We start from the raw sequence: 26,246 nt of genomic DNA, 5'->3' as shown, positions 1-26,246 counted from the left end.
TCAAAGGTGCAATTCGATATCGACCATCGCACCAGCCAGCAGCGTGCCGCTCCACACCTCGCTACAATTCGCCGGGTTGCCCACGTCCACCAGACGGATGCTTAGCGGCACGCCGACGGCGACATCCCAACCACCCGAATGGGGAAAGCGGCCGAAGTCGCGAAAGAACAGATACCTCAGGGGGGTTCTGTTCGAGGGACGATTCAGTTGCCCGACCACGTTAAACACACCGGCCGTCATGATCTCTACCCTCACCGCGCTGACGCCCGGATTCGCCGCAACCTTTAACCAGGTGACGGATATCCAGGCCTGTGTCGGCGCAGGTCGAGGCTTGATGTTTTCCGCCGTGAGCACACTTCTGTAGCCCAACGTGACCAGCAGTTTGTTGACGCCGGCACTGCCGCCGGCAATCACCATCGCGGTCAGCAAATTGGCGAACCACAGGTCCTTGGGTGCAATAGCGGGAAATTTGTATTGCGCTGCCAGCGTCTGCACAACGTTGACGTTGAACCAACAAACCACCAACAATGCCATGAACAACATGCACGGAGTTTTCATCCCGCGACCGTCGAACAGAATCAGAAACGGACGCCAGTTGAAAACAATCGCCATCGCCGATTCCAACAACGTTGCCAGTACGAACAGTTTCAAAAGCGTCGACGCCGACGCGTCAAGATCACCGACGACAGCCACATGATCGGTACTTGCAGGCTGTTCAGAAGGAGGTGGCTCCGCAGCGGGATCCGCAACAGCCTGCGTAACAGAATCTGCTGCCTGAACCGATACCGGAGAAACAGGAAGATAAATCAGCAAGATAGCCAACAACCAGAGCACACGACGAAAGTTGCGCATACATCCTCCTGGGGCCATTCGCGTACCAGCTGTTAACCCGCTGAAACAACCATCCAACAAGTTGTTAAATTACTGATACGCAAACTTGTTTTGTTGATGCAGCAGCGCGCAACCTTTCGTTTGCAGCGTAGTTGACCGCAGCGGCAACGCAACAAACTTTAAATTACACTTAATACCTTTCCGCTACTGCGGTTATTCCGAGGACACGCCCCGAACAACTTCAAGTTTTGTGTCTGTCATTTAAATGATCGCAGCAAGCAACTGTGTGCGTAACGAAAGAAAAGCTGATTGCTTTCCACTGCTGGAATTTCAAACACTTCTAAAGTAATTCTCTTCGTCGCCGATTCTTCATGTGAACTTACCAACGAAGGACCGTGAGATGTATTACCCCCGCGAAGCTGAAAAAGATCACCTGTTCAACCGGGTGATCCTGCTCACCGTGGCCTGCTGTGTGGTGCTGATCCTGGCCGGCATGGCCCGGCACGAGGGCATCCGCTATGCCGCGATCCAGCTGGGCCCTGTCGAAACGACGGGGACAGTGACGCAACTCGATGACATCCTGATGAACCGCGACGGCAAAGTGATCCATTACCGCTACACCGATCTCGACGGCCAAGTGCACGACAACCAATACGTCGACGAACGTTATGCAACAAAAACCGCCTATGAAACCGGCGGCAGCATTCCCCTGCTCTACTCCCGCTGGCTACCGGCGCAAAGCAGCATCGCCCGCGAGCTGAACGGCAACCGTCCGGGGTTTTACATCATGATGGGTGGGGTATTGCTGACGTTGTTGTTCCTGGGGATATCGGCCAGGACGCTGGGCCGGATTTATGCGATGAAAGAGGAAGACCGGTTCTATTAACCCTTCCCCGCCTTTACTCTGAAACCGCCACTTGATTACGCCCACGCGCCTTGGCCCGATAAAGCGCCTTGTCCGCATTGTTCATCAGACTTTGCAGATCAGGGTCCTGCATCTCCATTGCGGCAACGCCAAGGCTGGCCGAAATGCGATAAACCGGGCCGGTCATCAACCCACCGATGGACTGGATCAGGTGCTCGGCAATTTCGAGGGCGACCTCAATGGACGTGTCCGGCAGCAGGATGGCGAATTCCTCGCCACCCAGCCGGCCGTAGACGTCTGTTTCACGAAAACAGGTGCTGATGACCACTCCCATCTGGCGCAATACCTGATCGCCAACCTGATGGCCGTAAGTGTCATTGATGTGCTTGAAGTGATCCATATCGAGCATGACCGCGCACAGCGGCAACCGATGGTGTTGGCAGTTGTTGAACAACTGCTGCGCATGCTCAAAAAAGCCCGGCGGTTTTTCAGCCCCGTGAGTTCATCGGTTTGCGCAGCATGCGTGGCGATGCGGTGCGCCAGTTCCATTTCACGGGTCAGGCGAAAAGCAGTTTCCAGCGCTTCGGACAGTTTGCGGGTGGCTCTGGCAACAAATGAAGCAAACACCACGACGGCCAGGGCCATACCGACTTGCAATGTTGTCGGCTGAAACACCAGCCAGGTGGTACACGGCAACAACACCAGGCCAATCGACACCAGCGTCATGTACCGGTAGGACGAGTAACACGACACGGCACTGACCGACATGCCGACGGCAAACAGCATGACCAGTGCCTGGGCCAACAGGTCGTCTGACGGCATGACGGCTAAAGCGCCAGCGCCCCAGATACCGGCAGACAACACCAGCGTCACCCAATAGATCCGCTCCCAGCGTTGCGGCGTGCGCTCACTGTCCGGGCTGCGAAAATAGACCACAAACATCAGGATGCGCAGTAACGAGGAGGCGCTCAGCAGGCCAATCCAGCCGATCATCACGTTGTGATCCATGCGCTCCCAGCACAGCCCGCACAGCATAAGCGCGGCCAGGTAACTGCCGAACACCGCGGACACGGATTGGTTGAACAGCTGTCGCAATCGGTCACCGCGCACTTGCGCCGCGATGAAAGTCTCCTGATGGTGCCGAAATCCTGGGCCATCCATGTGATCCGCCTAATCATGATGCTGCGACAAAAAAAAGCGATTGTGGCACCCTGCCACCTAGACAAACAAATGAATCCCACGCCGAACTTAAGACCCACCGTACTTTGTAGCAGCTGGCGAAGCCTGCCCCCGGCTGCGCAGCAGTCATGAGATTAGACGATGCGGTGTTTCAGGAAATCCGCGTGTGCTGAATTTACGACTGCTTCGCAGCCGGACGCAGGCTTCGCCAGCGGCTACAAAGGCACCGCTGCGTTACTGCTGCGGCGCCACCATCTTGAAGCGGATATTGATGTCGTCGGAAACCACGGTATCGGCATATTCACCTTCGCCGATCTTGAAATCGCTGCGTTTGAGCGTTAACTCGCCGTCGAAGATGCCGATGGTGTCCTCGGCTTTTAGCAGGACCGGAACCGCGACATCACGGGTAACCCCCCTGAGCGTCAGTTTGCCGATGATTGTGTATTTGTTGTCGCCAAGCGCCTTCACATCGGTCGATTCAAAGGTCGCCACAGGATAATCCGCCGAATTGAACCAGGCGGGTTTTTGCAGTTCCGTGTTGGCGTCACTGCTGCCGGCATCGATGCTGTCGAGCTGGATGGTGAGCGATGCCTGGGCTGCCGCAGGGTTGGCCGTGTCGAAATCCAGCTTGGCTTCGAACACGCCAAACGTGCCGTACACCTGCGAGGTGAATTGGTTGTACGTGAAGGAGATCTTGCTCGCGGCTTGATTGACTTGTTTGTATTGCACCGCTTGCGCGCAGGGCAAGCAGCCAACAGTCAGCATGGCGGCCAGCACTGCGAGCCACGAGAATCGAACACTCATGGGATTCTCCGATAGAGGGCTCCCGTTATGAAGCGAACTGCCCACACACGCGGACGGACGATAGGACGACTAAAGCAAATAACTCGTGTTTCTTCCACTGGCAGCAGGACTTTCGACCACCTGTCGGCCACTCCCGGGCAGCGCCCGATATTGCCACCTTGGCGGGTGTTTAATACCCGTTGCACTCACCGCTTCGGGAGACGGGTCATGAAAGTCGTCGTCATCGGAGGTACCGGGTTGATCGGCAGCAAGGTCTGCAAAAACTTGCAGGAACTGGGCCATGAAGCCTTTGCTGCATCACCGAGCACCGGCGTCAATGTGATCAGCGGAGAAGGCCTCAAAGAGGCACTCCAAGGCGCTGACGTGGTGGTCGACGTGGCGAACTCACCCTCATTTGAAGACCACGCCGCATTGCACTTCTTCGAAACCGCCGGGCACAACCTGTTCGCGGCGGAGAAGCTCGACGGGGTCAAACACCATGTAGCCCTGTCTGTCGTCGGCACCGAGCGGATGCTCGACAGCGGTTACTTCCGGGCAAAAATGGCGCAGGAAGCGCTGATCAAGACGTCGGGTATTCCCTACACCATTCTGCGGGCCACCCAATTCTTTGAGTTTATCCACGCCATCGCTCACTCCGGACGTGAGGAAGGCGACACTATTCACCTGACGTCTGCCGCGTTGCAACCGGTGGCCTCGGACGATGTCGCGACAGCGCTGACCGATATTGCGCTGAAAGCGCCGGTCAATCAGACCGTCGAAGTGGCCGGACCTGATAACCGGCCGCTCGTCGAGTTCGCCAGCGATTACCTCAAGCACACCCAAGACCCGCGCCAAACCGTGGCGGACGACTCGGTTCCCTACTTTGGTGCGCCGATCAATGACCAGTCACTGACACCGGGCGCCAAACCGATCATTGGCGCGACGCGGTTTCAGGACTGGCTCAAGGCCCACTAGACCACTGTTTGACCAGGAAAACTTAAACGCTCAACGGGCCTAACATTGGCTCGCCACCGTCCGCGGGGAAATAACGGCGTAGTCCTGTTTTTTCACTCGCTGCGTCAACACCAGCATGCTCAGGAAACCCAGCGCAATCAGCACCGGATACGCCATCAACAGTTCGGACAGGGAGTATTTCCAGGCCAACGGGCGACCGACGCCCAGCATGGCCGCATACATCCAGGACACGGCCGACAGCGAGCCGCAGAACAGTGCGAGCATCCGTGCGCTGAATCCGAGATCGAGCAAGGAGCCTGCCTTTTGCAGCGCGGGCAATACCAGGCGATGCAACAAGATGCCGTTGTAGGTCAGCAGCATGACAATGATCACTTTGGCTTGAAGTTTGGGGTTCATGAAGTAGTTCATGCCTTTTTCCAGGTAATCAATACCGATGACCGCGGCGCCCGTCACCCACAAGGCTATCAAAGCAACGATCACAGACTTCTGCAGACTTTCCATATGAGCATGATCGTGTTCAGTGAATGTTTTTCGATTCAACAAATCTTTAACCATTGCAATATCACTGGTCAACACCAAACCAATGGCCACACAACAAGCCACTAAATGAACGTAAATAACGCCCAACCGCAAAAACTCCATACACTCTTTATTCTCGAGCAGGCTCATAATTGTATTTATCGCCACGGTACTTTCTCCACCTTGTTCGATAGTACAGATCGGCAACTAACAGGGTATTTAACTCTTCAAACCCCCGTGCGATCTTACTTTTATAAGAGATGCCAAATCGCAGACCTGACACTGCGTAGCCCATTGATTCACTTGGCAAACCAATGACCGACTTGTTTACTGCCTCCTGAATTTCAGATAAAAAAATCCCCATTTGCAGTCACTGCATATGAGGTTCGTTTTCCACTTCTTTTCTACGACTGCTGGAGCAGGTCATGGTGACGTGCTGAAGTATCAGAGGGTGTTACGTCTCGAATGTTCATTTCTCAAGCAAACTACCGACAAACGGTTACTTCAGCGAAACTCATTGAATCTGACCACGAATCGAGAACTTCTCCGAAAGCCGCGCACTAACTGGCCCGCTTTAAATTAGATCAGCCTCAGGCTCTTTCATTGGATCCATTAGTTGTTGCGTTACTCACGAAAAGTGCAATAGAGACCCGCTCGCATTTACCCCCATGCACGACTAAAACAGTCATACTTTTTCACGTCTGAAACTCGGGCTCCCGCCAGCCCCGCCTCAACCGTCGATCGCCGACGCGAGCGGGAGCCAGACGCACACTTCGAAACCCTCTTGCCGACCTGTTGCAGGGGAGCTCAATTTCATTCTCGCGTTAACCCCCTGCACAATTGTTTTGGCAATCGCCAGGCCCAATCCTGAACCGCTGATCTCACTGTGACCGCGTACAAAGCGCTCGGTCAGGTGCTGCAACACTGGCGCCGGCACCACCGGCCCGCCATTGACTATCCGCAGTTGGGCCTGGTCGGTGAGGCTGACTTCGATCGGTTGCGCGGTCTCGCCATACTTCAGAGCGTTCTCAATCAGGTTACGCAACAAGATGCCAAAGGCGTCCGGGTCAATGTTCGAGTACACGCTGGCCTGGTGTGGCAGTTGCAACTCGATGCGCTGGCCGCTGCGCTGGTTCCACTCATCGACGCTATGGGCCAACAACGGAATCAGGTCCTGAGGCGTTTCGGACAGCAGCCCACCGCCCTCGGCCTTCGCCAGTTGCATGAGCTTTTCCGACAGCCGCGCCAGCTCGCGCAAGGCGTTTTCGATCTTCGCCGCACGCACTCGCAAAGGGCCTTCAGGCGCCTCCTGGTGCAAGCGCTGGATCTGCGCCAAGGTCGCGGCCAATGGTGTACGCAACTCATGAGCGCTGTTGGCGGTAAAGCTGCGCTCGGCTTCGAGGGCCTTGCGCAAGCGCTCCAGCAGGTGATTGACCGCCTCAGCCAACGGATCGATTTCTGCCGGCAGGCGGGCCACTTGGATCGGTGATAGATCACCCACACCACGCGCCTCGACCGCACGTCGATACGCCAACACGCTACGCAGGCTGATCCGCACAAACAGCCAGGTGCCCAACAGGCTGACGGGAATCAGCGCCAACAGTGGCAGCAACAAGGCAAACAAGGCTTCCCGCGCGGCTTCACGGCGATGATTCAACGGCTCGGCGACTTCAATGAACAGCGTCCCGCGCAATGCACTGGCGCCATACAAGCGGTACTTCTCAGAGGTAGAAAAACCTTCGGACGGTTGTTGATTGAAGATCTTCGGGTTGGCGTCGTGGGACTGCATCAGGATCTTGCCACTGGCATCGCGCACCAGGTACGTCAGGTATTCCTTGTGCATTTTCAACGTCGCAACATGCTGTGCCTCTCGGGGTTCCTCCCGGTTGCTGATTTCCAGCACGGCCAACGGCAAGATGCGTTGCGCGGTTTCTTCCAGTGCGCTGTCGAATGCCTCGTCCAACTCATGTTGCACCACCAGCCAGGCGCCGACGGTTGCGCCCAGCCAGAGCAAGGTCATGCCCAGGGTCAACCCCAGGCCGAGACGTTTTTGCAGGCTCACAGAAGGCTTCATACGGCCATCAACCGGTAGCCCATGCCGCGCACGGTTTCGATCAGATCCCGACCCAGCTTTTTACGCAGCCGGCTGATATAGACCTCGATGGTATTGCTTTCGATTTCAGCACCGAAGGCATACAGCCGTTCTTCCAGCTGCGACTTGGACAACAGCGCGCTGGGGCGCTGCACAAACGCTTCGAACAGCGCCCACTCTCGCGCCGTCAGGTCCACGGTAGTGCCGGCACGCTGCACGGTGCGGGCGTTCATGTCGACCTGCAAATCACCGAGCCTGATCTGTGGATTTGGGTTGCCGCTGTAACGTCGGGCCACCGCAGCCACACGGGCCGAGAGCTCAAACAGGTCGAACGGTTTGACCAGGTAATCATCGGCCCCGGCATTGAGGCCGGCGATACGATCGGAGATCTGATCCTGAGCGGTCAGAATGATCACCGGGGTCACGTCCCCTGCCGAGCGTTGCTGACGCAAAAAATCCAGCCCGCGCCCATCCGGCAGCATCAGGTCAAGCAGGATCAGGTCGTAAGGCGTGGTGCGTACGCTGTTGCGCGCATGGTCCAGGCGCTGCACCCAATCAACGGCGTGGCCGTCATCGGCGATCTGCTCGCGCACCGCCTCCCCCAACCCTGGTGCGTCCTCGACCAATAAAACCCGCATCTGGTACCCCCCGTGATGGTTGTCGTGCAACACCTTAGTTGCCTTACCTGACGTCAATCTGAAGATTCAGCTGGTTGTCAGGAATGCACCTTAGGGTATGCCACAGACGCCGACCTCGGCAGGAGACAGATCATGAAAACAGGTTTTATTGCCCATGCCGCGCTGTTGAGCCTGCTGCTCAGCGGTTATGCCCTGGCCGATGACGATTGCAGCGACCCGGTGAGCGACTGGCAACCACGCGAGACTTTGCGTCAGCAGGTCGAGCGGCAATACGGCTGGAGCGTGCAGCGCATCAAGGTCGACGACGGTTGTTACGAGCTCAAGGGCCTGGACCGCAAAGGCAATGGCATCGAAGCCAGCTACTCACCGGCCTCGCTGCGCCTGCACACACTTGAGATTCATTTCCGCGACGACGGCGATGCCAGGGACTACCTCGGCAGCCCGCTCACCGAATGACGCCTCACCTGTCGATGAATTTTTCCTGCGCTTCAGGTTGCTGTCAGCCAGCAGGTCCAGTCTCTCGACCTAACGATCAAAAGGACACCCTCATGAAAAAGATCATCGCAGCCACCTGCCTCGCCAGCGCCATTGCCTTGCCGGGTCTGGCCCAGGCCCGTGAAGTGACCTTGACCACTCAGCTCAAAGACTACAGCGGCAATGATGCCTACCTGGCGATCTACGTGACTGACGCCAATGGCCAATACCAGAAAACCCTGTGGGTGGCCGGCAAGAAGGTCAAGTACTACAAGCACCTGGGCGACTGGGCCCGTGGCAGCGGGATGAACCCGAGCGAGTTTGACGGGGTCAGCGGCGCCAGTGTCGGCAGCGGGCGCACGCTCAAAGTCAGCGTCGAACTGGCAGACACCCTGATTGATGCCGGGTACCAGATTCGCATCGACAGTGCCGTCGAGGACAAACGCGACGCCCGCGCCGATGTCAGCGTTCCCCTGACCTCCAAAGGCTCAGGCAAGCCGGCGACCGGCAGTGCCTACGTCGACTCCTTTACTTACGATCTGTAGCACCCGCCATCTCTGGAGGCTGAACATGCTTCGTCAGTTCCATTCCCTTCCTCGGCCTGATCGCCGCCCTGCTGGTCATGGTGTTGGCCATCAGCGGCGCGATCCTGTCTGTCGACCCGGCGCTGGAACGCTTGCACAGCACGTCCACGCCTGCCGGACAACTTAACGTCGGCCAACTGGCCGGGCGCGTTGCCAGCCACTTTCCGGGCGTAGAGCAGATCCAGCGCACAGCGTCCGGGACGGTCATCGTCTACTACAACCACAACGGTCAGGCTGGCGCAGAAAAGGTCGACCCAATGACCGGCCAAGGCCTCGCGCCCTACGAGCCATCCGCGTTCTCGCGCTGGGTGAAAGAACTGCACCGCTCGATGTTCCTTGGCACGCCGGGCCATGGCGTGTCGGGTGTCGGCGCGCTGTTCATGCTGATGTTGTCGGTGACCGGTGCGCTGTTGCTGGTCCGGCGCCTGGGTGGCTGGCGCAACCTGCTGCGGCCATTGCGGGGCACCTTCAGCCAGCGCTGGCACGCTGAAGTCGGGCGACTGGCCTTGCTGGGGCTGCTGCTGTCGGCATTGAGCGGGCTCTACATGTCCGCCACCACCTTTGGCTTTATCGCCGACGGCAGTCAGAGTGAACCCGCCTTCCCCGCTCACGTCAGTGCCGGTCCGGCCTTGCCGGTGGCAAAGCTGCAAGCCTTGCAGGCCACCGACCTCAATGATCTGCGCGAACTGGTCTACCCCAGCCCCAATAATGCGCAGGACGTATTTTCCCTGCGCACGGCCCAGGGCGACGGCTACGTGGACCAGGCCAGCGGCGCGTTGCTGTCCTATCAGGCCCACGACTCGATGCACAACCTCTACGAATTGATCTATCAATTGCACACCGGTGAAGGCCTCTGGTGGCTGGGCTTGCCGCTAGGGCTCTGCGCCCTCTGCGTACCGTTGATGAGCGTGACCGGCATTGTGTTGTGGTGGCGCCGCCGCAAGGCGAGCCCGACCCTGCGCCACAACAGCCCGGCCCACATTGCCGACTGCGTGATTCTGGTGGGCAGTGAAAACAACAGTACCTGGGGCTTTGCAAAAACCCTGCATGATGCTTTGCACCTGGCGGGACACCGGGTGCATAGCGCGACAATGAATCAATACGCCAACCACTACAGCAACGCTCAGCGCGTGTTCATCCTCACCGCGACCCACGGTGACGGTGACGCGCCAGCCTCGGCTTCGCAGTTCCTGGAACGACTGGCGAAAACCGGCCTCAAGCCCGGCCTGCCCTTTGCCGTGCTGGGCTTTGGTGATCGGCAGTTTCCGCAGTTCTGTCAGTACGCCCATCAGGTGCAGGACGCGATGTTGCAGGCCGGTGGTTCGCCATTACTGGGGCTGGAAACCGTCAACCGCCAGTCCTCCCAGGAGTTTGCGCGCTGGGGCCATGCGTTGGGTGAAGTGCTCCAGCATGACCTGACACTGGTCCATACCCCGCAGCGGCCACAGACCTATCCATTGCAGCTGACGGAGCGCATTGTCTACGGTGAGCAGGTGAACGCACCGACCCACGTCTTGCGCTTCAAGGCACCCGGCAAGCTGCCGGACTTTCTGGCCGGTGACCTGGTCGGGATTGTGCCCCCGGGCAGCCCGATCCCCCGCTTCTACTCGCTGGCCAGCGGCTCCCAGGACGGCGTGTTGGAAATCTGTGTACGCAAACACAACGGTGGCGTGTGCTCGGAATTTCTCCATGGCCTGGACATCGGCGGGCCAATCGAAGCGTTTATCCAGCCCAACCCGCAATTTCGCCCGGCGTCAGGCACGCATCCGGTAATCCTGATCGGTGCCGGTACCGGCATCGGCCCACTGGCGGGTTTTATCCGCAACAACACGGCTCGACACCCGATGCACTTGTATTGGGGTGGACGCAACCCGGCCTCGGATTTCCTTTATGAACCGCAGCTTAATCAATACTTGTCAGACCGACGCCTCACGGCATTGCGTGCCGCCTTCTCTCAAGTTCAGGACCGCAGCTACGTGCAAGACCGGCTGATCAGTGATGCCCTGGCCTTGCGCCGACTGATTGAAAAAGGCGCCCAGGTGCTGGTGTGTGGCAGTCGCGAGATGGCCAAAGGCGTGATGCAGGCCCTCGATGAAGTGTTGGCCCCTCTGAACCTGAGCGTGCTGACCCTCAAGGCACAAGGACGCTACCGTGAAGACGTCTACTGAGTTGCAACGCTACAACCTCAACGGCGAAACCATGGGCACCCGCTACACCGCCCTGTTCTATGCCGCTGCCGGGATTGATACCGACGCCGTCGGCCACAACCTGGCACGCGCCGTGGCCCGGGTGGATCAGCAAATGTCCACCTGGAAACCCGACTCTGACCTCAATCGCCTCAACGCCGCCCCAGAACAGCAATGGGTCTCAGTGCCAGAAGAACTGGCGACGGTGCTGTCTGCGGCACTGCGCGTCAGTCAGCAATCGGGCGGTGCCTTCGACATCGCGGTCGGTGATCTGGTTGACGCCTGGGGGTTCGGCCCCACAGAACAGACGATCACAGAGCAGGCGCTCACCACGTCGCCCCACACACGCCTGTCAGCCAGCGCTGCGCTGGTGATAGATACGCAACGCAATCAGGTGCGCAAACGCGCACCACTGCAGCTAGATTTGAATGGCATTGCCAAAGGGTTTGGCGTGGATGAACTGGCCCGTTGCCTGGACGGATTGGGCATCACCCGCTACCTGGTCGGTATCGATGGCGAGATGCGCGCCCGGGGTGTCAAGCCGGATGGCCAGTGCTGGGCCGTGGCCCTGGAAAAGCCCCGCCGGGGCGTGCGTGAAGTCATGGGCGTGATGGAACTGAGTGATGCCGCTATCGCGACCTCAGGGGACTATCGACACTGGGTCGATGTGGCCGGCCAAGCCTATGCCCATACCATGAACCCGGCCACCGGCGCGCCACTGTGCAACCCGCTTGCCGCCGTCACCGTGGTGGCATCCTCCTGCATGCTCGCCGATGCCTGGGCCACGGCGTTGATGGTGCTGGGCGAAACCGAGGGCCCACGTCTGGCACAGGAACGCGGGATGGACGCACTGTTCGTGCTGCGCGACGGCCAACAGTTCAAGGAAATATCCATTGTCGGCGGCCAATTGCAGGCGCAGATTGAAACCCGTCCGATGTGAACCGCCCAATGACAGTGAGTCGCGATCAACCATGAAATTCATGCACAGGCACACCGAGGCACACCGAAGCGATCGTATCGGCTGGCTGCGCGCCGCCGTCCTTGGGGCCAATGACGGGATTGTCTCCACCGCCAGCCTGCTGATCGGCGTTGCAGCCGCCAACGCCAGCCACGCCACGTTGCTGGTCACGGGCATGGCGGGGCTGATGGCCGGCGCCATGTCCATGGCCGCTGGCGAATACATCTCCGTACACTCCCAGGCCGATACCGAGCGCGCCGACTTGTCCCGCGAACAGGCCGAGTTAGCCAGCGATCCGAAAGCCGAACACATCGAACTCGCCAACATCTACATGCACCGTGGTGTCTCCCCCGAGTTGGCGCATCAGGTGGCCGATCAATTAATGGCCCATGACGCACTGGGCTCTCACGCTCGGGACGAATTGGGCATCAGCGCCACCCTCACCGCCAAACCCTTGCAAGCCGCCCTGGCCTCAGCCGCCAGCTTCGTGGTGGGTGCCGCATTACCGTTGGCGGTCACGTTTGTCGCGCCGGAGCACAACGTGGTGCCGTGGATATCGGGCATGTCGTTGGTGTTTCTCGGGACGCTGGGCGCCATCGCCGCCAAGGCCGGCGGCGCTAATGTCCTGACCGGAGCCTGGCGAGTGACATTCTGGGGGGCACTGGCCATGGGCATTACGGCACTGGTGGGGCACCTGTTTGGCGCCGTCGTCTAATTCACGCTCCTGCGCACAAAAAACAAAGGGCGCCTGTTAATTAAAACGGGCGCCCTTCATACGCTGCCAACCTATGCCACGCCGACAAAATCACTCGCAGTAAGGGCCACATGCCCGACCAGATCAATTTGGAAATCGGCGCCATTGCCGCTGTTCACATTGCCCTCCACATACGTGTGATCGACCCCGCCGACATTGACGAAGTGGTACTTCAACTGCGCCTGGTTGCTGAACTCGGTGCCGGCGCCGTTCCACTCGCCGAGGAAGGTGAAGTCCTGATTACCCGCCGAACCTGCGCCGGAGGTCCGGGCATCGATCGAGGTCAGATCGATGTGGTCGGAGCCCTGCGTAAAGTCGGTGATGACGTCGCGGCTTGTGGTTGAAGTACCCGAGTCGCTAGTCGAGGAGAACACAAACATGTCCGCCCCTGCACCGCCGGTCAATGTATCGCGGTTGCCATTGCCGGTCAGCGTGTCGGCGCCACCGCCACCACTCAAGGTGTCGATACCGCCCTGCCCGGTCAGGGCGTTATTGGCGTTGTCGCCGGTCAGGGTATTGGCACCCGAGCTGCCGATGACATTCTCGACACCGGTCAAGGTGTCGCTACCGGTTTGCGAACTGCTGGCCAGGCCGGTGGACAGGTTGACCGTGGCGCTGGCCGAGGTCCCTGACAAGTCATAGGTATCGGTGTCGCCACCGCCGTCGTAGCTGTCATTGCCATCGTTGACCGACGCCCGGAAGGTGTCATTGCCAAGGCCACCGAACAGGTTGTCCGCGCCTTGCCCGCCAATCAACGTATCATCACCGCTGCCACCGTCCATCCAGTCATTGCCGCCCTGGCCTTGCAACACGTTGCTGACGCCGTCGCCCTGAATGTGATCGTCGCCCGAACTGCCGGTGACGTTTTCGATGCCGGTCAGGGAGTCGTTGCCGGTCTGGGTGCTGGTTGACGTACCGGCGATCAAATCGACCGTGGCGGGCGCCGATGTCGCCGACAAATCGTAGGTGTCAGTGCCGGTGCCACCGTCATAGTGGTCGTTGCCGTCGTTCAGCGACGCCAGCATCGTGTCGTTGCCTGCCTCACCAAAGACCGTGTCGTTACCGGCCAGGCCGCTGAGCTGGTTGTTACCGCTGTTGCCATGGATCACGTTGTCCAGCGCGTTGCCGGTGCCGTTGATGTTGTTCGAGCCCAGCAAGGTCAGGTTCTCGACGTTGGCACCGAGGGTGTAGCTGACCGAGGACATGACCGTGTCGGTGCCTTCGTTGAGGTTTTCCTGAACCACATCGCCATTGGCATCGACCATATAGATGTCATTGCCGGCGTTGCCGCGCATCGTGTCGTTACCGGTGCCGCCGTCCAGCAAGTCGGAACCCAGCCCGCCATTGAGGACGTCATTGCCCGAGTAGCCCATCAGGATGTCCTGATAGTTGGTGCCATTGAGCGTGTTGCCAAAGAAGTTGGTGCCTTCGATGAAGCGCCCTACCGCTTCCGAAGGGTCGGACGTCAGTTGTTCCACCGTGCCGTTATTGTCGGTGTAAGTGGTGATCACCCGCAGTTGCTGGCCGAACTGCGCCGAGGTAGGCGCAAAAGTCGATGCATTCGCCCCGGCGATACTAATCCAGGTCGCGCCCACCAGTGCCTGCCACTGATAGGAGAACCCGCTCGGCCCAGGCAAGCCGTCCGCATCCTGGATGGCCGACGTATTGGCGGTCAGCCGGTATTGAGCCGGCACCGGACGGCTGGGCGTGGTCGGCGCGGTGGCATAACCCGAGAGCACCACGTTGCCGGTCGGCAAATGATTGGTGATGCTCAGGTTGATCGTGCGGTCGGCGAAGCGCAGTTTTTCAACGCCGATGACAATATCGGTGCCATCGACGTTCGCAGCGCCCACCCGCAGGTCCACCACTTTGAACGCCGTGATCAGCTCGCCGCCGGGCCGGGTATCAGTGAACTTGGTAATGCTGTAATTGGCATAGTTGCCCGAGTAGATGGCTGTGTCCGCCGCGCCATCGGCAGTGCCGGCGGCCTGGTGGTTATCGCCCAGGACGAAGTCGGGGCGGGTCGATTGCAAGCCGGTGAAGTGCTCGGCAAACCCTTGACTGGCCAGCAGGTGATTGAGATCAGCGAGTTTGATCGAGTCCCCGACGATCACGTCATTGCCGCCGTTGCCTTGGGAGACATCGTCACCACTGCCGCCAATCAGCCAGTTCTCCGTGGCATTGCCGATCAGGCCCGCCAGCGGATTGGCCGGCGTGGCGGTGTTCGCACGGGCGTCACTGAAGCGTGAACCGATCAACCCTTCGATGTCCGTCAGCAAGGCATTGAACGGCTGGAACAGCACGGAAGTACCCGGTGCCGCCACGATGTTCTGATTGTTGAGGTCTGCTGCGGCGTCCAGCGCAATGTTCACATCACTGAAGGCCGCAATGTCGAAGCCCACATCGCCAAGGGCTTCATCACCGTCCCCCTGACCGGGCGCGCCACCCAGGCCCGGCAACAGAATGTCGTCGCCGACACCACCAAACTCCTGGTCGCCGGTGGAGCCGCCGGAAATGATGTCGTCGCCGTCCTCACCGAACAGAATGTCCGGGCCGTCGCCGCCATAAATCTCATCATTACCGTCACCGCCATGCACCAGGTCGGTGTCGCCACCGGCATCGATGTAGTCATTGCCGGCACCACCGTACAGCTCGTCGATCCCGGCTTCACCATAGAGATGGTCATTGCCGTTACCGCCAATCACCACATCGAGGGCACCGGCGCTGGTCCCGGCATAGATGGTGTCATCCCCTTCCCCACCATCGAGGAAGTCTTCGATATCACCGCCATAGATCACGTCGTTGCCGTCGCCACCGTAGATGTGGTCGGCACCGGCCTTGCCATCCAGGATGTCGTCGCCGCCTTCACCGTAGATCGTATCGTCACCGTCCCCGGCATCGAGCCAATCGTTGTAGTCGGTGCCGACCAGCACTTCATGGGAGTTGTAACCCACGGCTGCAGTGCCATCGGGGTTCTCGCCTTGGTCCGGACGGTAGTCACGGATATACGTTTGTGCCGTGTGCGTTTCCGGATTGGTCAGGCTGACCAGCAAGCCATTGCCGCCAATCCCGCCCGCGCCACCGGTGGAGTAAACACCGACATGGTTGGCCGCGATCAGCGTGCCGTATTTGTGCTCGCTCTTGTACGCCGTGGCACTGGTGCCAGAATCGGTGTAGCTCAATTCGACGTAGCTATCGGCATAGCCGAAGACATCACCGGCCAGGTGCCGGGCATCGGTGGTGCGCTCAATGATGTCCTTGAATTGCTCGGTCACCACCTGCTCATTGAGGTTGGTCATCGCTGGCAAGCCGAGGTCGAGGCGGAACAGGTAATAGAAACGGTCACCGTCCATCAACCGTTCCATCTGGTCCTCGAAAATGGCGTTGAAAGTGGTACCCAGTTGCCCGGTGTAGACGTGTTTTTCCGCCAGGCCACCGATCCACAGGTCAATCGCGTTGTAGCCGTCATAGCCCGCCACATGATTGCCGTTGGCGTCTGCTGCGCCGGAGAGGAATAACGCCGCCTCTTCCGCCGTGACGCTGCCACCGGCATAGGTGGCGGTAACGCCGGAGACATCGGCATCGATGATCGCCTGGGCATGCGCCACGTCGCCGTCGAAGGAATAGGCGGCGATAAAATTCACCAGGGACTCGGGGTGAATCATGTTGTTGGCGAAGTCACTCCAACTGGTATAGGGCGTCAGGCCATCGACGATCAGGTTGGTGTGGTGCTGCGCGCCGGCCGGTGAGGCCCGTTCGGCAATCAGCGCATCGTGGATCTGCTGGCGCGCCTGGTTCAGGGTCGGCAGGCCCAAGTCGCGACCACGGGCCAGGTTGATCGTTGCCAGGTCCAAAGGCTGGCCCAGCAAGCCTTGTTGCAAGGCCGGAGTGACGAACTCGTCGATTTCGTTACTGATCTGCCGAGTCATGCCCAATGCGATAGCGGTCGGCCCCACTTCGGCGAAACCGCCAGGGTTGAGGAAGGCCTGCTCCAGCGCATAGTGGGTAATCGCGCCGGTCAGGTCGTAGCCGCCGCTCGCGCTTTTTTCCAGGGCATCGATGGTTTCACGCAATTGCGAGTGCCCGAAACGGAACGCTGCCTGGCCATACTCCAGCGAGATGTTGGTGTTGATGCCCGAGTCGTAGGTTACGAATTCCGGCAGGTCCGGGGTAATCAGCCGCGCGTACTGGTCGATCGCGACGTGTTGGTATTCCATTTCCACGGTCAACTTGGCGGCGTAGAACAACTTGTCCTGATCCCAGGACACCGTGACGCCATCGGCCAGGGTGAAGTTGCCATTGGCATCGGTATAGAAACCGCCGCTACCGTTACTCACCTGTACCTGCCAGTTGTGGCGCACAGTGACGTCGGTCTGCGCCAGCACCTCGTTCTGCAGGTTGATCAGCTGCACGTTGTGGTCTTCGTGGAAGACGTGGTGAATGGCGGTCAGGCCGAAGTTTTCGTTCACCCGGCCATCACCGGCAATGTAGTGGTCGCCCACCGACTCCAGCAGCAACTCGTTGGCCACCGCAAAATCGGCACTGCCGGGCGCGGCGCTGATGGAGAAGTCAGAAAAGTTGACGAAGCTGAACAGGTTCTTCGGCCCCGAGTTGTCATAGTTGATGACCATCCCGAACGGGTTGTTCGCATCGAATGTGATGCTGGTGATGTGCGCATCCAGCGACATCAGCATCGCCTGATCGATATGCAGATCGTCGAAGTGCGGGTTCATGTCCAGCAGGATCGCTTCGCGGGTGTACACCGCTTGCACGCCTGCCGTGGTCGGGTCGGCGTCCAGCACATGGCCGTGGGCATCGCGCACGCGGAAGTTGGCGATGTCGTCCCAGGTCAGGTCGTCACGACCGGTGGCCAGCACATGAGCACGTAACTCGCTCAGGGTCGGCAGGGTCTGGTGGGTCAGCACACCGTTGAGGGTCCAGGCGGCTTCATCACTCAGGGTCGTGCCGTCGAACAACGCCGCCCCGGCAATGAATTGGCCAGGGTGATTAGGGTCCGCTACCCACTGACGCAGCAATTGAGTCACGGCATCGTTAGAGCCGTAAGTCTGGTTCTGATCGATGTACGGCGAGTCGAGGTTGACGTATTGCGCCTGGCCTTGGCCGTCCACTTCGCTGACTGTCGCCCGATGCACTTTGATCGAGTAAACCGGTTGCCCGTCCGGGCCAATCGAGCCATACAGCGGATCATCCGGCGCCAACGGAATAGTGATCGTCGCGTTTTGATTGGGCTTGTTGATGAAGTCCAGGCCGTGGTCGAAGAACTGCCCGAACAAGGTGAACCAGCCAGTGGTCGACGGGTCGCCGCTGACGGTGTTCTGGTTGCGAATGTAGTACTGGCCGGAATCCGGTGAGGTGGTATCGACTTCGCCGATGGTACCGAGAATGCCCGGATCCGTGACGATCGCCACGCCGTTCGCGGTGTGCTGGATGTGCCCATTGGCATCGGTGGCAAAAGTCACCCCGCCGCTGACAATGGTCTGGCTGATCATCCGTGGTGTGTAGTCCACCAGCGAGGCTGTCGGATCGCTATACAGTGAACTATTGTCAGTCAGGGGCGTGGCATCGGCGGGAACGCCCGGTCCTGCCAACGCGGCGTTATCCAGGTTCTGATGAACGTAGTGCGTGTAGTCCGAGTGGGTCAGGCGGATGAAGTTCTGCCCGAAACTGCCCCAACTCTGTCCGTCCTGCGTCAGGTTGTTGAAGTGACCAGAGACGTCACGCAAACCGATCGGGTCCCGTGCGCCGTTGTACCACTGGGTTTCGCCGGCCGGGATGTCCAGCGGATTGAAACTGCCGAGGATGCCCAGCACATGGACATTGCCGTCCGAACCGTTGTAACCGTACAGCGGTTCACCGGCGGCGTTGTAACCCACGATATGAATGGTCGGAAACGTAACCTGCTGTTCAAGAAACGAAATATCGTTTTGATTGAGGGTGAAGCGTTTTAGCTCATACATGGCAAGCTCCAGATATCCATTGAACAGCAGGGTTTTTCACCGACTTATCACGATGATCAGGGAACCGGACTGATGGCAAAAGATGCAAAAGTCGAATCAAAAAACGAGACTTTTGTCAGTGATCAAACTGAGACTTTGGTCGAGCCCCTCTCGGCCAGCGAGCAAGACCACAAGGCCCGCTGGCGCATCAGGTTCAAGACCCGCGCACGCAACCTGAGTCGCTCTACACAATTCGTCATCGCCGCCGCGCTGATCCTGGGGCTGACCATGTTTTTCGTCGGCAAGCTGGTCAGTGCGCGCATAGAACGCGCCGCCGTGCAAAGCGCCGCGGAGGCCGGCGCCCACTATATGGAAGCGTTCCTGGAGCCCTACGTTCAGGAGATGAGCCGCGATAACGGGCTGTCGGCGTCGAGCATAAAATCCCTGGATCGCCTGATGGAGAGCCGCTCGCTGAAACGGCACATCGTCTCGATCAAGATCTGGCGGGCAGACGGCACGGTGGCTTACAGCACCGACAAATCCATTACCAACCGCAAGTTCCCGATGGATGAAATCGCCGGTGCGATCAAGGGCAACGTGGTCACCGACCTTGAGGACCTGGATCAGGAAGAGAATGAGTTCGAGCGAAAGCTGAACGTACCGCTCTATGAAATTTATGCACCGCTGCGGGAGTTCAATACCGGGAAAATCATCGCGGTGGGCGAGTTCTATGAAATGGCGGCCAGTCTGGAGGAGGAAATCAATCGCGTCCGCCAGCAAGTATGGCTGGTGGTCGGTGCCGCGACCCTGGCGATGCTGACGCTGCTGTTCTTTCTGGTCCGGCGTGGCGACAAGATCATCCAGCGTCAACAAGTGGCGTTGCGCTTGCGACTGCTGGAGCAAAACCGGTTGCACATCAGCAATGCCGCGTTGCAACGCAAGATGACCAACGCGACTCAGGAGTTTTCACGAATAAACGAACTGACGCTGCGGCGCATCGGTGCGGACCTGCACGACGGCCCCGCGCAACTGTTGACCCTGATTCTCATCCGCCTCGACGACCTTGCGGAAAATTGCACGGAGGTCGATCAGGAGTCGATGGAAACCATCCGGGGAGCGGCGAGCGATGCATTAAGGGAGGTGCGCGATCTTTCCCGGGGGCTGGCCCTTCCGGAAATCAACGATCTGACGCTGTTGGAGGAGTTGAAACTCGTAGCCCAGCGACATGAGCAGCGCACCGGCACCAAGGTCAAATTGAAACTGGGGCACTTGCCCGATGGGGTGCCGTTGCCGCTCAAGCTGTGCATCTATCGCTTCGTGCAGGAAACCCTGAACAATGCGTACCGCCATGCCGCAGGCAAAGGTCAGGTTCTGAGCGCCAACCTTGTCGACGGAATGTTGCTCATCACGATCAACGATAACGGCCCGGGCATGAACGCCGATGCCCTGGTGGTCGACACCCACGGCAGGACGCGGTTGGGGCTGGCGGGGTTGCGTTATCGGGTGGAATCGCTGGGTGGCGTGTTCCGCATTGACTCAGCAACCGGCAAAGGCACGTCGGTTACCGCACAATTCAAGCTGTAGTCAGGAGCCCCCTCGGGCGTCCAGGGACGACGTCGCTGACGTCACATGAAGTCGACCAATACTCTCTCGTTCCCAATAGCGCCTCAAGGCCGTGACGGCTTCCACACGATTGCGGGCATGCAGCTTTTGCATCACGCAGGTCATGTAGTACTTGACGGTTTTTTCGCTGATCAACAGCTTTGAGGCCACTTCCTTATTTGTCAGGCCCTTTGAGACTTCACGGATGATCTGCTCTTCCCGATGGGTCAGGTCGATCTTGCGAACTTCAGCCTCATGCTTTTTAAAATTGCTCAACAGCTTATTGGCAAATTCTGGGGTGATGTACGTATCGCCCCGGGCAATCGACCGGATCGCCAGCACCAGGTCTGGCCCGCTGACCCCTTTCAAGACATAGCCACGAGCTCCCGCTTCGAGTGCTGAATAAGCATCATCCTCTGACTCGGACACTGTCAGCATCAACACCTTCACATCCGGCAGCTGCGTAGAAATGAACCGCACGGAGCCAAACACGTCGCCCGGCATATTGACGTCCATCAGCATCACGTCCGGCCTCGTTCGCATCGCGATGCCCCGGGCTTCATCCGCGCTGGCACCCTGCTCTACGACTTGTAAATCCGCCCTCTTCCTCAACGTGTTGGCAACACCTTCACGCAACAACGGATGATCGTCGACGATGCCAATCCGAATGAACGGGTTCATGACATGCTCCTGAAAGGGCCAAGTATTCGAACACCCATTGATTAATAGCAGGTAACCCGAACGGGCGCTGGGCTCCGGATGGAAATGCCGGGGTCTTTGAGGGCAAAAATTAGACTTAAGTCGCACGAAATTTGCCCGTCAATAAGCAATCTTCGTCATAAGCTTCTGAAAAATCAGACGCCAACTCATTGTTTTTGAAGACTGTCAAAAACGTCAAAAAAACTTTTTGCTAAAAAACCCGGATCAGCCCTCCATCCGACCAACAGTCGTTCCCCTACGCTGAGGTACATGAATCCACGGTTCGGGGACCCTCCGATGGACAACAAAACCCAGCAGCGATCCGAGTTGGCCGAGGTGCTTTTTCGGCTGCGCCATACGTTTTATTCGCTGGCCGGGTTCAGTGGTGTGATCAACGTACTGATGCTGGCCCCGGCCATTTACATGCTGCAGGTGTATGACCGGGCGCTGGTCAGCAGCAACCTCACCACGCTGCTGATGCTGACCTTACTGATGATCGGTTTGTACACCTTGCTGGCCATGTTGGAAGTGGTGCGAACCCGCGTGCTGATCCGGGTCGGCAATCGTCTGGACATGGCCTTGAACCGTCGTGTCTTTACCGCCGCGTTCGAGCGCAACCTGCAGCGGGCCGGCGGCAACCCCGCCCAGGCCCTGCAAGATCTGGCGCAGGTCCGGCAGTTTCTGACCGGCAACGGGTTGTTCGCGTTCTTCGATGCGCCATGGACGCCCATTTACCTGTTCGTCGCCTACCTGATTCACCCCTTGCTCGGGATCGTCACCCTGTGCGGATCGCTGATCCTGGTGTCCCTGACCTGGCTCACCGAAATTGCCACCAAAAAGCCGTTGAGCGAGGCGAACCTGGCGTCACAAATCTCGGGCACTTTCGCCAACAACAATCTACGCAACGCCGAAGTCATCGAAGCCATGGGGATGCTGCCGGCCATCACCCAGCGCTGGTTCGGCAGCCACCTGCGGATTCTCGAAATGCAGACCCTGGCCTCCGACCGGGCGGCCTACATCAGTGGTTTGGGGCGGTTCGTGCGGATCGCCCTGCAATCGTTGATCCTCGGCACAGGCGCCCTGCTGGCCATCGAAGGCTCGATTACTCCCGGCATGATGATCGCTTGCTCAATCCTCAGCGGTCGCGCGCTGGCACCGGTGGAGCAACTGATCGGCGCCTGGAAGCAATTGCTCACCAGCCGCCGCGCCTGGTCGCGGCTCAAGCAGCTGCTGCAAGCATTTCCGCCCCGGGCCGATGCGATGAAACTGCAACGGCCACTGGGCATGCTTTCGGTCGAGCACTTGCACGCCGGCGCGCCAGGCATGAGCCAATCGATCATTCGCGGGCCGCACTTCAACCTGTCGCCAGGCGAATCGCTGGGCATTATCGGCCCGTCCGCGTCGGGCAAATCCACCTTGGCGCGCCTGTTGGTGGGCATCTGGCCGGCGCAAAGCGGCAAGGTACGGCTCGACGGCGTGGACGTCTATCTATGGAACAAGGAAGAGCTCGGCCCCTGGGTCGGCTACCTGCCACAGGATGTGGAATTGTTCGAAGGCAGCATCGCCGACAACATCGCCCGTTTCGGTGAGGTCGACAGTGACGCGGTGATCGTGGCGGCCAAACGGGCCGGTGTACACGACATGATCCTGCGGTTTGCCCACGGTTATGACACCACCCTGGATGTCGACGGCAACCCGCTGTCCGGTGGGCAACGCCAGCGCATCGGCCTGGCCCGTGCGTTGTACGGCGAGCCGTCGATCATCGTGCTCGATGAACCGAACGCCAACCTCGACGACGCCGGGGAAAAAGCCCTGATCGATGTGCTCGAAGACCTCAAATCCCGAGGGTGCACCACGGTGCTGATCAGCCACCGCCCCAGCATCCTCGGCACCGTCGACAAAGTCCTGATGCTGCGCGAAGGCAGCACGCAATTGTTCGGTCCCCGGGACGAAGTGTTTGCGGCATTGCGTCAAACCAGCGTGCTGCCGACGGTGGGCGCTCCAACCCTGTCAGCCGTTCGCGGGAGAGAATAAATGGGCGCCGTGAGTCTCGATCCGCGTGGCCAGGATTTGCTGCGTGCGGCGGCCAGTATCGATGTCGATGACCACCGTCCGGCACGTTGGGGCGTGTTGCTGGTGATCCTCGGTTTTGGCGGATTTCTGCTCTGGTCCTGGCTGGCACCGCTGGACGCCGGCATTGTCGCCACCGCCACGGTCAAGGTCACCAGCAACCGCAAAACCATCCAGCACCTCACGGGTGGCAGTGTCGAAGCGATTCTGGTGCGCGAAGGTGACAGCGTCAGCAAGGACCAGGAACTGGTTCGACTCGACGCCACCCAGGCACTCTCGGAACAAGGGGTGGTGAACGCGCAGTACATCGCCACCAAAACCATGGAAAACCGCCTTGAGGCCGAGCGCGATGGCGCTGCCGACGTGGTGTTCGACCCCGCCATGTTGCAGCGTTACGCGGGCAACGATCATCTGAACGACGCCATCAGCCTGCAGCGTCATCTGTTCGCCACGCGGCGCACCAGCCTTGAGGGCGAGATTGGCATCCTGCGCGAGTCGCTCAACTCCGCCGAAGCGCAGATCAAGGGCTTGCAGCACATCTACGGTGCCCGTTCCGCGCAGATCGGGTTTCTCAATCAGGAACTGGTCGGGGTCCGTCAACTCGCCGCCGAAGGCTATGTGCCCCGCAACCGGATGCTCGAACTTGAACGCACCGGTTCTGACCTCAATGCCTCCCAGGCCGACAACCTGAACAACATTGCCAAGGCGCGGGGCCAGGTCGCTGACATCAAGCTGCGCATCCTTCAGCGCGAGTACGACTACCGCAAGGAAGTGCAGTCGCTGCTGGCCGACGTGCAGAAAGAAAACAGCGCCCTCACCGATCGTTTGCAGGCGCTGGACTATCAAGTCCGGCACACGGTGATCCGCTCGCCCATCGACGGTGTGGTCCAGGGCTTGAACGTGTCGACCATCGGCGGCGTGATCGCGCCCGGTTTCAAGATCATGGAAATCGTGCCGGCCCACGAACCGTTGCAGATCGACGCGATGGTGCCGGTGCAAGCCATCGACCGGATGACGCCAGGCCTGCCGGTGACCATTTCATTCCCTGCGTTCAACCACGTGCAGACCCCGAACATTCCGGGCCAGGTGCTGACCATTTCCGCCGACCGCCTGGTCAGCGACGACAACAAACAGCCCTATTACCTGGCGCAGATCGAAGTGACACCCGCCGGCATGGCCATGCTGGGCAGCAACCATATTCGCGCGGGCATGCCCGCCTCCGTCACCATCAAGACGGGCGAGCGCAACATGATGAGTTACCTGTTGAAACCACTGCTGGACCGGGTCAACAGCGCCTTTAAGGAGCAGTGACGTGAACCGCGGACGACGTTTTATCGGTTTTGCCGCGTCGCTTTGCGTGGCGCAGTCGGTGGCGGCACTGGACTTGCGCGAGTCCTGGAACTTGATGCAGTTTCAGGGCCCGACCTACCTTTCCGCCGGTCACGAACGCGATGCCGCGCTGGAAAACCGCGCCATCGGTCAATCCGGCGTGCTGCCGAAAATCGGCATCACCGCCTTCGACAACCACATCAACGGCACGCAAAAACAACCGGACTTTTTCGGCAACAGCCACACCAACGACCTGAACTACAACTCGCGGGGCGCGACCTTGCAGCTGCGCCAACCGCTCTTCAACAAACAGAAAATGGCCGAGTATCGCCAAGGCGAGTATCAGGCCGAGTACGGCGTGGCCGTGTTCGACGGCAAGGCACAGGATGCGGCCGTGAAACTGGCCGGGCGCTATTTTGATGTACTGCTGGCCCACGAAACCGTGGCACTGGCGACGGCCAAACTCAATTCCTTCAACGAACAAGTGGCCTCGACTCAACGACGCAAGGACCTGGGCGACGGCACCATCACTGACGTCGACGAAGCGGTGTCGCGCCGCGACTTGGCCCAAGCCGAGCTGATCGAAGCCGAGGACAGCGTGACCGTGGCCCGGCGCCTGTTGCAGGAATACCTCGGTCAGACACCCGATGAAATCGCCACGCTGCAAGACACCTTCCCCACGCCGCCTCTGCAACCGGACAATCTGCAGGAATGGATCATCCGTGCGGGTACCGACAGCCCCTCGATCCGTGCACGACGCTTGAACGTCAACACCGCCGACGAGGAAGTCGCCAAGGCCAAGGCCGGTCACTGGCCGACCCTTGATCTGGTGGTGGGCTACACCGCTGCCGACAGCGAAACCCTGTCCACTCAAAACCAGCGTAACCGCTACTCTTCTGCCGGCGTGGAGTTGAACATTCCGTTGTACAGCGGCGGCTACGTCAGCGCCCGGGCGCGGCAAAGCGTTGCTACCCGGGATCAGGCCGAAGATGACCTGAATGCCACCCGGGAAGAAATCATCTCGGGAACCACCCGCGAGTTTCGCGGCGTACAAAGCGGCGAAGCGCGTATCCACGCGCTGGAAAAAGCGGTGAAGTCCAGCGAACGCTCAGTGGACTCCTCGAAAAAAGGCTTCCTCGCGGGCAGCAGCACCAACGTTGACATCCTCAACGCCCAGGAACAGCTTTACACCGCCCGTCGCGACCTGTTCGAAGCCAAACTGCGCTACCTGTTGGCCAAACTGCGGTTGGCGGCAAATGTCGGGGCACTGGGCGATGATGACATCGCCAGCGCCAATGCCTACCTGGGACCGAAGTTGTCGTTTTGAGCGAAAGGTTTTTTGGCCAGGCAATTATTGACGGGAAGAGTCCTCTTTCGCCCAGGCCCGCTGCAACAACCGCATGACCTCGGCATCCGATGTCTGGGAAAAATCCATGTACCAATGCCCGATCGACATCAGCCACTCCGGCATGATCGGGCATACCAGTTCATCGACTTCACAACGCAGCAGCTCCCGCGTCTCCCGCGCCACCACCGCGTCGAACGCAGCCTGATCAATCGGGTGCACCCGCAGCGCCTGTTGATTGAGAATCTGGATGCCGCCGCTGGCAATCGCGCCCATGGCGAACTCTTCGTGCGACGGCACACCGAGCTTGCGCACCAGCATCAGGTCGAGACGAACATCCAGCGCCGTGGCCACTTCATACGCCACCGGCACGCCGCCTCGGGGCAAGGCGAGAACGATCACGTCC

Annotated in this window: 18 protein-coding genes and 2 pseudogenes; 11 read left to right on the top strand and 9 right to left on the bottom strand. The window is 59.4% G+C overall.

What is annotated here, in order from left to right; translation table 11 throughout:
- On the bottom strand, positions 1 to 852 hold the full coding sequence (locus AB4N43_RS29150; protein WP_410922959.1) for a hypothetical protein: 852 nt from the start codon (positions 850 to 852) through the stop codon (positions 1 to 3).
- A gap of 379 nt (positions 853 to 1,231) precedes the next feature.
- On the opposite strand from AB4N43_RS29150, the gene AB4N43_RS29145 reads away from it, so the two are divergent.
- On the top strand, positions 1,232 to 1,717 hold the full coding sequence (locus AB4N43_RS29145) for a DUF3592 domain-containing protein (RefSeq protein ID WP_059182752.1): 486 nt from the start codon (positions 1,232 to 1,234) through the stop codon (positions 1,715 to 1,717).
- Between the two features lie 13 nt (positions 1,718 to 1,730).
- On the opposite strand, the pseudogene AB4N43_RS29140 reads toward AB4N43_RS29145, so the two are convergent.
- Both AB4N43_RS29140 and AB4N43_RS29135 read right to left on the bottom strand, forming a co-directional pair.
- A pseudogene (locus AB4N43_RS29140) lies at positions 1,731 to 2,857 on the bottom strand (GGDEF domain-containing protein).
- A 252-nt stretch (positions 2,858 to 3,109) separates the two neighbouring features.
- Positions 3,110 to 3,679 carry a YceI family protein gene (locus AB4N43_RS29135; RefSeq protein WP_027926051.1) on the bottom strand — a complete coding sequence of 190 codons (570 nt, stop codon included), beginning with the start codon at positions 3,677 to 3,679 and terminating at the stop codon, positions 3,110 to 3,112.
- A 207-nt stretch (positions 3,680 to 3,886) separates the two neighbouring features.
- Here AB4N43_RS29135 and AB4N43_RS29130 point away from each other — a divergent pair, with 207 nt between their 5' ends.
- On the top strand, positions 3,887 to 4,633 hold the full coding sequence (locus AB4N43_RS29130; protein ID WP_194940247.1) for an SDR family oxidoreductase: 747 nt from the start codon (positions 3,887 to 3,889) through the stop codon (positions 4,631 to 4,633).
- A 39-nt stretch (positions 4,634 to 4,672) separates the two neighbouring features.
- Here AB4N43_RS29130 and AB4N43_RS29125 read toward each other — a convergent pair whose 3' ends face one another.
- From AB4N43_RS29125 to AB4N43_RS29115, 3 genes are all read right to left on the bottom strand, one after another.
- The gene (locus AB4N43_RS29125; protein WP_194940248.1) at positions 4,673 to 5,320 is read right to left on the bottom strand and encodes a hypothetical protein; all 648 of its coding nucleotides are present in this window, start codon (positions 5,318 to 5,320) and stop codon (positions 4,673 to 4,675) included.
- A gap of 562 nt (positions 5,321 to 5,882) precedes the next feature.
- Positions 5,883 to 7,226 (bottom strand): sensor histidine kinase, encoded by a 1,344-nt coding sequence (locus AB4N43_RS29120; RefSeq protein WP_460152551.1) that lies wholly within the window; start codon positions 7,224 to 7,226, stop codon positions 5,883 to 5,885.
- Positions 7,223 to 7,882, bottom strand: coding sequence for a response regulator transcription factor (locus AB4N43_RS29115; RefSeq protein WP_027926047.1), 660 nt, complete (start codon positions 7,880 to 7,882; stop codon positions 7,223 to 7,225). The genes AB4N43_RS29120 and AB4N43_RS29115 overlap by 4 nt, the downstream gene beginning before the upstream one ends.
- A 132-nt stretch (positions 7,883 to 8,014) precedes the next feature.
- Here AB4N43_RS29115 and AB4N43_RS29110 point away from each other — a divergent pair, with 132 nt between their 5' ends.
- From AB4N43_RS29110 to AB4N43_RS29090, 5 genes and pseudogenes are all read left to right on the top strand, one after another.
- Complete coding sequence (locus AB4N43_RS29110) at positions 8,015 to 8,338, top strand: PepSY domain-containing protein (RefSeq protein ID WP_059182749.1); 324 nt, start codon at positions 8,015 to 8,017, stop codon at positions 8,336 to 8,338.
- A 92-nt stretch (positions 8,339 to 8,430) separates the two neighbouring features.
- A complete protein-coding gene (locus AB4N43_RS29105; RefSeq protein ID WP_410922955.1) occupies positions 8,431 to 8,901 on the top strand; it encodes a DUF2271 domain-containing protein in 471 nt (156 codons plus the stop codon).
- Between the two features lie 25 nt (positions 8,902 to 8,926).
- A pseudogene (locus AB4N43_RS29100) lies at positions 8,927 to 11,108 on the top strand (PepSY domain-containing protein).
- Positions 11,092 to 12,066, top strand: coding sequence for an FAD:protein FMN transferase (locus tag AB4N43_RS29095; RefSeq protein ID WP_460152548.1), 975 nt, complete (start codon positions 11,092 to 11,094; stop codon positions 12,064 to 12,066). The pseudogene AB4N43_RS29100 and the gene AB4N43_RS29095 overlap by 17 nt, the downstream one beginning before the upstream one ends.
- Before the next feature lie 31 nt (positions 12,067 to 12,097).
- A complete protein-coding gene (locus AB4N43_RS29090) occupies positions 12,098 to 12,799 on the top strand; it encodes a VIT1/CCC1 transporter family protein (protein ID WP_027926042.1) in 702 nt (233 codons plus the stop codon).
- 71 nt (positions 12,800 to 12,870) lie between these two features.
- Here the strand turns inward: AB4N43_RS29090 and AB4N43_RS29085 are convergent, their stop codons facing one another.
- On the bottom strand, positions 12,871 to 18,816 hold the full coding sequence (locus AB4N43_RS29085; RefSeq protein WP_460152546.1) for a peroxidase family protein: 5,946 nt from the start codon (positions 18,814 to 18,816) through the stop codon (positions 12,871 to 12,873).
- Between the two features lie 72 nt (positions 18,817 to 18,888).
- Between AB4N43_RS29085 and AB4N43_RS29080 the strand changes: the two genes are divergently transcribed.
- A complete protein-coding gene (locus AB4N43_RS29080; protein WP_460152544.1) occupies positions 18,889 to 20,379 on the top strand; it encodes a sensor histidine kinase in 1,491 nt (496 codons plus the stop codon).
- Here AB4N43_RS29080 and AB4N43_RS29075 read toward each other — a convergent pair whose 3' ends face one another.
- Positions 20,380 to 21,078, bottom strand: a complete 699-nt coding sequence (locus AB4N43_RS29075) for a response regulator (RefSeq protein ID WP_027926039.1) — start codon at positions 21,076 to 21,078, stop codon at positions 20,380 to 20,382. It lies immediately after the preceding gene.
- Positions 21,079 to 21,393: 315 nt separating this feature from the next.
- Between AB4N43_RS29075 and AB4N43_RS29070 the strand changes: the two genes are divergently transcribed.
- Genes AB4N43_RS29070 through AB4N43_RS29060 form a run of 3 tightly spaced genes read left to right on the top strand, consistent with a single transcriptional unit; the run spans position 21,394 to position 25,822 of the window.
- Entirely contained in the window at positions 21,394 to 23,130 is a 1,737-nt protein-coding gene (locus tag AB4N43_RS29070) for a type I secretion system permease/ATPase (protein ID WP_027926038.1), read from the top strand.
- On the top strand, positions 23,131 to 24,477 hold the full coding sequence (locus AB4N43_RS29065) for an HlyD family type I secretion periplasmic adaptor subunit (protein WP_027926037.1): 1,347 nt from the start codon (positions 23,131 to 23,133) through the stop codon (positions 24,475 to 24,477). It abuts the gene before it with no gap.
- A 1-nt stretch (position 24,478) separates the two neighbouring features.
- Positions 24,479 to 25,822 carry a TolC family outer membrane protein gene (locus tag AB4N43_RS29060; RefSeq protein ID WP_410922950.1) on the top strand — a complete coding sequence of 448 codons (1,344 nt, stop codon included), beginning with the start codon at positions 24,479 to 24,481 and terminating at the stop codon, positions 25,820 to 25,822.
- 24 nt (positions 25,823 to 25,846) lie between these two features.
- Here AB4N43_RS29060 and AB4N43_RS29055 read toward each other — a convergent pair whose 3' ends face one another.
- Positions 25,847 to 26,242 (bottom strand): phosphoribosyltransferase, encoded by a 396-nt coding sequence (locus tag AB4N43_RS29055; protein WP_460152542.1) that lies wholly within the window; start codon positions 26,240 to 26,242, stop codon positions 25,847 to 25,849.
- Positions 26,243 to 26,246: the final 4 nt, after the last annotated feature.

Source organism: Pseudomonas sp. S2_B07 (assembly GCF_054668435.1).
This window is presented reverse-complemented; position numbering and strand designations above follow the sequence as displayed.